Source organism: Kitasatospora sp. NPDC032121, from assembly GCF_055580145.1.
The window spans coordinates 215,882-223,983 of the sequence record NZ_JBVILX010000015.1 but is presented as its reverse complement, the minus strand read 5'-3'; the positions used below and the strand labels follow the sequence as shown (position 1 = coordinate 223,983).

The following is an 8,102-nucleotide window of genomic DNA, read 5'->3' as shown; positions in this document are numbered from 1 at the left end:
GCCGACGCGACCCAGCCCGAACCTGGGAAGTGGTGTTTCAGAGGATTGGCCGCCCCGGGACCGTCCGCGCCGATGCGTGTCCGGTGCTCCCTGCCGAGCGACTAGAGAACAGTACTCCTCCTCCGGGCCCATGCCAAACGGCCCTGGCCCGGCCGTCGGGGCGGGCCGACCGCCCCGGCACCGCGTTCATCGTTTGTCTACCGCCTCCCCCCATGCTCCTTCCCGTCGGACGCCACGAAGACCTCGTCGGCGCCGAAGCACGAGAGCCGACAGCACGAGAGAGGTCCACGGGGACATGAAGGCGACGAAGACTCTGCGACACATGGCCATCGGGATAGCGGCCGGCATGCTGGCGCTGGCCGGGACGATGACCTCGGCCGGGACCGCGCAGGCCGCCACCGCGTACGGATCGACGTTGAGCGAGCCCGGGGTGCTCTACCCGGGCGACTACCTCGAATCCGGCGACACCCGGCTGTACATGCAGGGCGACGGCAACTTCGTCCTCTACAGGTACGCCCCGATGATGGACCCGAGGCCGGTGTGGGTCGCCCCGGGTACCCAGGGCTGCGGCCTCAAGGCGATCATGCAGGGCGACGGCAACCTCGTCGTCTACGGCGCCGGCAACCACGTCTGCTGGGCCCGCGGCACGTACAAGGCCAACTCCCTGCAGACCGCCATCCTGACGGTGTCCGCCCGGGGCGGCCTCCGGGTCGACTACGCCAACCCGGACAACCCGCGCACCCCCCTGAGCAACCCGTTCACGGACACGCTCCGCAGCTCGGACCCGTACTAGACCGCTTCCCCCGCGGCCCGGCCCTCAGCCCCGCTCGGCGAGCCACCTGACCAGGTCGGCCACCGACCAGCGCGGCCGGGCCGCGAGCCGCGTCGCCGCCGTCCGCAGCAGCGCCGGCAGGTGGCCGCAGAGCGCGGCCACCTCCGTCACCGCGTCCGGCTCCTGCCGGATCCGCTCCGCGCCCACGATCCGGGCCAACAGCTCGTAGGCGTCGTGCGGCTCCAACGGTCCGACCGTCAGCCGTACGGCGCCCCCGGGCAGGGTGCCCGGTTCCGCGCCCGCGACCACCGCCGCACAACCCGCCGTACCGGGCAGCAGCGGTCCGGGGTCGGCCACGCCGTCGAGCAGCACCAGTACCCGCCGCCCGGCGAGCGCCTCCCGGTAGCGGGCGCCGAGCTCGTCGGCGTCCGCGTCCGCCGTCGGCCGTTCCCCCAGCGCGCGCAGGAACCCGGCGAGCACCGCGGCCGGCTCGCTGCCGCCCGCGTACAGCTGACCGTCCGGAAAGGCGTCCTGGACGACATGCGCGACATGCACCGCCAGCGCCGACGCGCCACTGCCCGCCGGCCCCGACAACCCCAACACCGGACCAGACACCAGCACCGGGCCAGACCCCACCGGACCAGGCCCCACCGAACCGGGCCCCGCCACCACCGGGCCGCCCCCGGCCCCCCGCAGCACCCGCTCCGCCTCCCGCACCAGCGCCGCCCGCCCGACCAGGTCGGGGATGTCCGGCGGCAGCTGGCACGGCCGCGGCAGCCGCCGCGGCAGCACCGGGGACTGGGACTCCCCGTGCCGGATCCGCTCGGCCAGCTCGACCACCGCGGGCGCCGGTTCCAGCCCCAGCTCACCGTCCAGCCGCTCCCGCAGCTCCTCGTACACCGCCAGCGCCTCCGCGGTGCGGCCGCAACGGTGCAGGGCCAGCAGGTGCAGCCGGTGCACCTCCTCGTCCTGCGGGTGCTCGGCCGCCAGCCCGGCCAGCGGCTCCAGGGCCTCCGCGTGCCGCCCGAGCGTCAGGTCCAGGTCGAGCAGCGCCTTCACCGCCGCGAACCGCCCGGCCGCCAGCCGTTCCCGCGACCGCTCGGCGAACGCTCCCGGGACGCCGTCCAGTGCCCAGCGGCCCTCCCACGCGCCGAGCGCCGCCGCCAGCAGCTCCCGGGCCCGGAACGCGTCCTGGTGACGCAGCGCGACGGCCTCTGCCACCCCGGCCTCGTAACGGAACAGGTCCACCGCCTCGCGCGGCACCGCCAACCGGTACCCGCCCGACGACGCGACCAGCAGCCCGGGCTCTCCCAGGGCGCGGCGCAGCCGGTGCGCGTGGGTGCCGATCTGCCCGGTCGGGTCCTTCGGCCAGCGGGTGTCGTCCTCCCCCCACAGGCCCTCGACCAGCCGGTCCGTCGGCACCAGCTGGCCCGGGGAGAGCAGCAGCGCGGCGAGCACGGCCCGCTGCTGCGGTCGGCCGAGATCGACCTCCCGCCCGTCGCAGCGGGCGCTCAGCGGCCCCAGCACGCGGAATTCGAGCCGCACAGCCCACCCCTCGATAGCCCTCGCCCCGGTGCACAATCTGTGAGGACAGAGCATAGGTCGCCGGGGTACGGGGGCGCCGCCGCACGGACGGAAGTGGCGGAATCCCGGCGCGGAACGACGGTGGGGACACGACATGGGTGACATGGGGGGAGCCGGGCTGCGGTTCGGACTGCTGGGTCCGCTGCGGGCCTGGTACGGGGAGCAGGAGCTGGAACTGGGCCGGCCGCAGCAGCGGGCCGTGCTCGCCGTCCTGCTGTCCGCCGCCGGGCGGACGGTCTCCGTCCCGGTCCTGGTCGAGGCGGTGTGGGGCGGGGCCGCGCCGGCCGACCCGCGCAAGGCCGTCCAGCTCGCCGTCTCCCGGCTGCGCGGCGCGTTCCGGCCCCACACCGGGGACGACCCGGAGCTGATGCCCTTGGTGCGGGTCGGCGACGGCTACGCGCTCAGGGCGCCGGGGGCCGAGGTCGACGCCACCGAGTGGGAGGCGCTGCTGGCCGAGGCCGGACGGCTGCGGGAGGCCGGCGCACCGCCGCGGAACGTCCGGGAGGCGCTGCGGCAGGCCCAGCGGCTCTGGGTCGGCGAGCCGCTGGCCGGCCTGCCCGGGCCGCATGCCGAGGCCGTCCGGGCCCTCCTCGTCGAGCAGCGGATCTCGGCCAAGGAGGCGCAGCTGGAGCTGGACGCCGAACTCGGCGACCGCACCGACCTGACCGCCGAGGCCGCCGCCCTGGCGCTGGAGCACCCAGGCCGGCCCCGGCTCACCGCCGTCCTGATGCGCGCCCTCTACCAGTCGGGCCGCAAGGCCGAGGCGCTCGCCGTGTACGAGGACGCCCGCCCCGCACTGCCCCCGGGCGACCGGGCCCCGGCCGAACTCCAGCTGCGCATCCTGCGCGAGGACGCCGCCCTGCTTCCGGCCGGCAGAACCCCCGAGCCCGCCACCGCCGGACCCGCCGGAGCTTCCGCGGACACCCACTGGGCGCCCGACCAACTCCCCTGCGGCCTACCCGACTTCACCGGGCGCGCGGACGAGGTCGAGACCCTCGTCGACCAGCTCTCCGCAGCCGGTGGGCGGGCCGTCGTCGTCTCCGCGCTGGACGGCATGGGCGGCGTCGGCAAGACCACCCTCGCCGTGCACGTCGCCCGGCAGGTCCGCGCCCGCTTCCCCGACGGGCAGCTCTTCGCCGACCTGCGCGGCGCCGACCGCACCCCGCCCGCCCCCGGCACCGTCCTCGCCGGTTTCCTGCGCGCCCTCGGCGTCGACCCCGCCGACATCCCGCCGGACACCGGCGAACGCAGCGCGCTCTACCGCTCCGCCCTGGCCGGACGGCGCGTCCTGGTCGTCCTCGACAACGCCGCCACCCCCGGCCACGTCGAACCGCTGCTGCCCGGCTCGGCCGGCTGCGCCGTCCTCGTCACCAGCCGCCACCGGCTGGCCGGCCTCGCCGGGGCGCACCAGTTGCGCCTCGACACCCTGCCCGCCGAACAGGCCCTGGAGCTGCTCACCCGCATCGTCGGCCCCGAACGCGTCGCCGCCGAACCCGCCGCCGCCGACGAGGTCGTACGGGCCTGCGGACTGCTGCCGCTCGCCGTCCGCATCGCCGCCTCCCGGCTCGCCGCCGACCCGGCGCTCACCCTCGCGGCACTCGCCGAAGGACTGCGCCACGAGCACCGGCTGGCCCAACTCACCGACGGCGAACGCACGGTCGAGGCCACCTTCGCGCTCTCCTACCACCGCCTGAGCCCCGAACTCGCCCGCGCCTTCCGCCTGCTGTCCCTGCCCGACGCCCCCGACATCCCGCTGCCCTGCGCCGCCGCCCTGCTCGACCGCACCGAGGCCGAGACCGACGACCTGCTCGAAACCCTCGTCGACCTCAACCTGCTGCACTCCCCCCGCTACGGCCGCTACGGCTACCACGACCTCGTCCGCGACTACGCCCGCGGCCGGCTCGCGGCCGAGGACGGCCCCGCCGAACGCACCGCCGCCACCGACCGGCTGCTGGACTTCTGCCTCGCCACCGCCCGCAACGCCGACCTCGCCGCCCGCAAGGCCGAACCCGCCGAACTCAGCCTGCTCGGCGCGTCCGTCGCCTCCCCTGGCCGGCCCATCGCCGACGGTGCCGCAGCCGTCCGCTGGATGCGCGACCAGGCCGACATCCACGCCGCCGCGATCGCCCTCGGCTGCGCCGACCCGGCCCTGCCGCTCGACCGCGCCGCCGAACTCGCCGACCGGATGGGCGCCGTCCTGCCCGAACGCACCCAGATCGGCATCATCGTCGACCTGGCCGGATGCGTCGCCCAGCAGGCCGCCGCCCGCGGCGAACACGGGCCGCTCGCCCTCGCCCGCTACCTGCGCGGCAGCATGCTCTGGCACATCAACCGCTACGCGGAGTCCCAGGAGGAGATCCGCCGGGCCGTCGCCCTGTCCGAACAGGACGACCGCACCGAACGCGTCCTCGCGAAGGCCCTGATCACCCTCGGCAGCAACGCCCGTACGCACGGCCGCTTCGCCGAGGCCGCCGAACACGCCGGCCGCGCCGCCGAGTTGTTCCACCGCCTCGGCGCCCAGCGCGCCGAGGGAAGCGCGCTCGGGGAGTTCGCCTTCAGTGCCGCCCAGACCGGACGCCTCGACGAGGCCCGGGAGGCCGCCGAGCGCAGCGTCCGGCTGATGAGCCGCTCCGGCCCGGTCTCCGCCGCGACCGGCCGCTACTACCTCGCCCGGGTCCTGCGGCTGTGCGGCGACCCGGAGGCGGCACTCGCCCATGCCGTCGGCGCCCGCGAGGAGTTCGCCGCGCTCCAGGTCACCGTCTTCGCGGCCGCGGCCGGCGACCTCGCCGCCCGGATCCACGCCGAGGCCGGCCGCTGGCTGCTCGCCGTCGACGCCGCCGAGGCCGTCCTCCCCCTCGCCCGCCGCACCAGCGCCTCTTTGGAGGCCGGCCTGCTGCGCACGCTCGGCACCGCGCTCACCGGCCTCGGCCGCCCGCGCCAGGCCCGGGCCTGCCTGGCCGACTCCCTGGAGGTGTTCGAGCGGCTGGGGCTCGCGGAGGAAGCGGCTCAGGTCAGGGATCTGCTGGCCGGGTAGACGCCGTACCGACCGGGAAACGTGCTGGCCAGGGAGGTGCCGGCGCGGTAGACGTGGCATCAACGGGGGCCCGGACTACGCGCGTTGACCGGCCGTCTACCGCCGTGCCGGAGTGTCTCTCTCGTCAGGCCACGGGCCGCCGCGGTGGCGGCCCGGGCGACACCACAGACGAGAGGCGCCACCATGCCCACCCTGCCCCAGCACGGCCAGACCTGGACGCTCAAGTCCGCCAACGGAACCGTCGCCGACGTCCGCTCCAGCCAGACCTCCGCCGGCACGGCCATCCAGTCCTGGGGGTCCAACGGCACCACCGCCCAGGGCTGGACGTTCTGGGCCAAGGAGAACGGCAGCTTCCTCCTGGAGACCCAGCTGACCGTCGGCAAGCACGTCGGCGGCCAGGCCATGGTCATGGACTACAACTACTCCATCGGCCAGACCTGGCTGTACAACGAGCACAACCAGCCCAACCAGCACTGGTGCTTCGAGCCCCTGGACAACGACTGGATCCGGATCCGCACCACCCGCACCAACGAGGGCATGCTCTTCCTCACCGCGGCCGCCCCCGGCTCACCCCTCACCCTGGCCAGGCAGGACGACGCCAACCCGGCGCAGCGCTGGCAGCTCGTCCCGGCCGGTGGCATCAGCGGCGGCCAGCAGCAGCCCCAGCCCCAGCCGCAGCCCCAGCCCCAGCCCGGCGGGGGCGGCGACTTCCGCACCGAGATGCTGAACGCCGTCAACGCGGAGCGCGGCCGGGTCGGCGCCCCGCCGGTGCGCCTGGACGACCGCCTCAGCGCGGCCGCCCAGCGGCACGCCAACGACATGGCCTCGCACGACCTCACCCAGCACAACGGCACCGACGGCAGCAGCCCCTGGGACCGCATCGCGGCCGCCGGCTTCGTCTCGCGTTCCTCCGCCGAGAACGTCACCCCGAGCAACAGCGTGCCGGAGGCGATGCAGATGTGGATGAACAGCCCCGGCCACCGGGTGAACATCCTCAACCCCGACTACAACTACATCGGCATCGGCTACGCGCCCCGCCAGCGCGGCAACTGGGGCCGCTACGTGCAGACCTTCGGTAAGGCCTGAGACCCCGACCGGCACGCCCCTTCCAGCAACAAGGAGTTCCCCACCCATGTCCTCGAACGCGGCGGACCTGATCCGCATCGCCCGAGACGAGGTCGGCTACCACGAGGGTCGCAGCGGCGGACACTGGAACAACATCCAGAAGTTCTCCCCCGCCGTCGCCGGCCTGGAGTGGTCCCAGGGCGAGGCCTGGTGCGCCACCTTCGTCGCCTGGTGCGCCGAGCAGTCCGGCAACGCCGACCTCTTCCCGGTCAGCGCCTCCTGCGCGGAGGGCGTCGCCTGGTTCAAGGAGCGCGGACGCTTCACCGACTACCCGGTGATCGGCGGCCAGGTCTTCTTCGGGCCCGGAGGCGGCAGCCACACCGGCATCTGCGTCGCCTACACCAGCTCCACCATCACCACCGTCGAGGGCAACACCAACGACGGGGGCAGCTCCGAGGGCGACGGCGTCTACCTCAAGACCCGTGAGCGGCGCTCGGACTGGGTCTACGGCTACGGCATCCCGGCCTTCGCCGAGGGCGTGGTCCTCGCCGACCCGGAGTGGAAGGACCGGTCCGGGGCGCTCTACTTCGGGCAGGAGGCGTCCGCGGACGACAGCCCCCGCGGCGGCGCCCCGACCGGCTCCGCCCCGGCGGCCGACGGCGGCGACGGCTACGAGCCGTTCCCCGGCGCGGACTTCTTCCAGGACGGCCGGAACAGCGACGTCATCACCCGGATGGGCGAGCGCCTCGTCGCCGAGGGCTGCTCCGCCTACGCCGAGGGCCCCGGGCCCGAGTGGTCCGACGCCGACCGCGAGTCCTTCCGCAACTGGCAGCACAAGCTCGGCGACTCCGGCGCGGACGCCGACGGCATCCCCGGCCCCAAGCAGTGGGCCGCGCTCGCCGTCCCGCGCGGCTGACGCCGGGCCCGTCAACCACACCAGAAGGAGAAACCCGATGAGCACCATCACCCGTACCCGCAGGCTGCTCGCCTCGCTGGGCGCCGTCGCGGCCGTCGCGGGGGCGGTCGTGGCCGGCGCGCCGGCGGCGCAGGCGGCCACCCTGGCCGACGCCTGCGACCAGGCCCCCGCACCGGCCCTGACGACCCGGTGGGACGTCCACAACGGCTCCGGCGGCGGCGCGCTCGACCTGCTGAACGGCAACGAGGTCAACGGGCAGCCGATCGGCCTGTGGACCGCCAACCAGTCGCCCGCGCAGACCTGGTCGTTCTGGGGCTACTGCGACGGCACCACCGCGATCTCGCACGGGCTGAGCAAGGTGGCCGGCCTCGACACCGGCTCGGGCTCGGTCCGCCTCCAGGACACCCCCGGCGGGCTGGACGGCCTCAACCGGCCGCGGGGCGACTGGATGCCGGCCAACCAGAAGTGGCGGCTGACCGACGAGGACCGCGGCTGGTACCTGATCCGCAACGTCGCCACCGGACAGTGCCTCAGGGCCCCCGGCACCTACCAGGCCGTCTCGATGGCCTCCTGCGACACCGCGGACCCGAACCAGCGCTGGCTGCTGGGCTGACACCGATCACCGGGCCCGGGGGGGGGGGGGGGGGGGGGGGGGGGGGGGGGGGGCGTGGGGGGGGGGGGGGGGGGGGGTGGGGTCTTGTTTCCCGCGCCCCCCGACACCCCCCGACGAT

The 8,102-nt window shown here is 75.2% G+C and carries 6 protein-coding genes; 5 read left to right on the top strand and 1 reads right to left on the bottom strand.

What is annotated here, in order from left to right:
* Positions 1 to 322: 322 nt before the first annotated feature.
* Positions 323 to 793, top strand: a complete 471-nt coding sequence (locus tag ACZ5OX_RS30065) for a hypothetical protein (protein ID WP_465634363.1) — start codon at positions 323 to 325, stop codon at positions 791 to 793.
* A gap of 24 nt (positions 794 to 817) precedes the next feature.
* Here ACZ5OX_RS30065 and ACZ5OX_RS30060 read toward each other — a convergent pair whose 3' ends face one another.
* Complete coding sequence (locus ACZ5OX_RS30060; protein WP_465634362.1) at positions 818 to 2,317, bottom strand: AfsR/SARP family transcriptional regulator; 1,500 nt, start codon at positions 2,315 to 2,317, stop codon at positions 818 to 820.
* 133 nt (positions 2,318 to 2,450) lie between these two features.
* Here ACZ5OX_RS30060 and ACZ5OX_RS30055 point away from each other — a divergent pair, with 133 nt between their 5' ends.
* The 4 genes from ACZ5OX_RS30055 to ACZ5OX_RS30040 all read left to right on the top strand — a co-directional run bounded on the left by ACZ5OX_RS30055 (position 2,451) and on the right by ACZ5OX_RS30040 (position 7,984).
* A complete protein-coding gene (locus ACZ5OX_RS30055; RefSeq protein WP_465634361.1) occupies positions 2,451 to 5,390 on the top strand; it encodes an AfsR/SARP family transcriptional regulator in 2,940 nt (979 codons plus the stop codon).
* A 183-nt stretch (positions 5,391 to 5,573) separates the two neighbouring features.
* Positions 5,574 to 6,476 carry a CAP domain-containing protein gene (locus tag ACZ5OX_RS30050; RefSeq protein ID WP_449793558.1) on the top strand — a complete coding sequence of 301 codons (903 nt, stop codon included), beginning with the start codon at positions 5,574 to 5,576 and terminating at the stop codon, positions 6,474 to 6,476.
* 46 nt (positions 6,477 to 6,522) lie between these two features.
* Positions 6,523 to 7,371, top strand: a complete 849-nt coding sequence (locus ACZ5OX_RS30045; RefSeq protein WP_465634360.1) for a peptidoglycan-binding protein — start codon at positions 6,523 to 6,525, stop codon at positions 7,369 to 7,371.
* Positions 7,372 to 7,408: 37 nt separating this feature from the next.
* Positions 7,409 to 7,984 carry an RICIN domain-containing protein gene (locus ACZ5OX_RS30040; protein ID WP_465634359.1) on the top strand — a complete coding sequence of 192 codons (576 nt, stop codon included), beginning with the start codon at positions 7,409 to 7,411 and terminating at the stop codon, positions 7,982 to 7,984.
* Positions 7,985 to 8,102 lie beyond the last annotated feature (118 nt).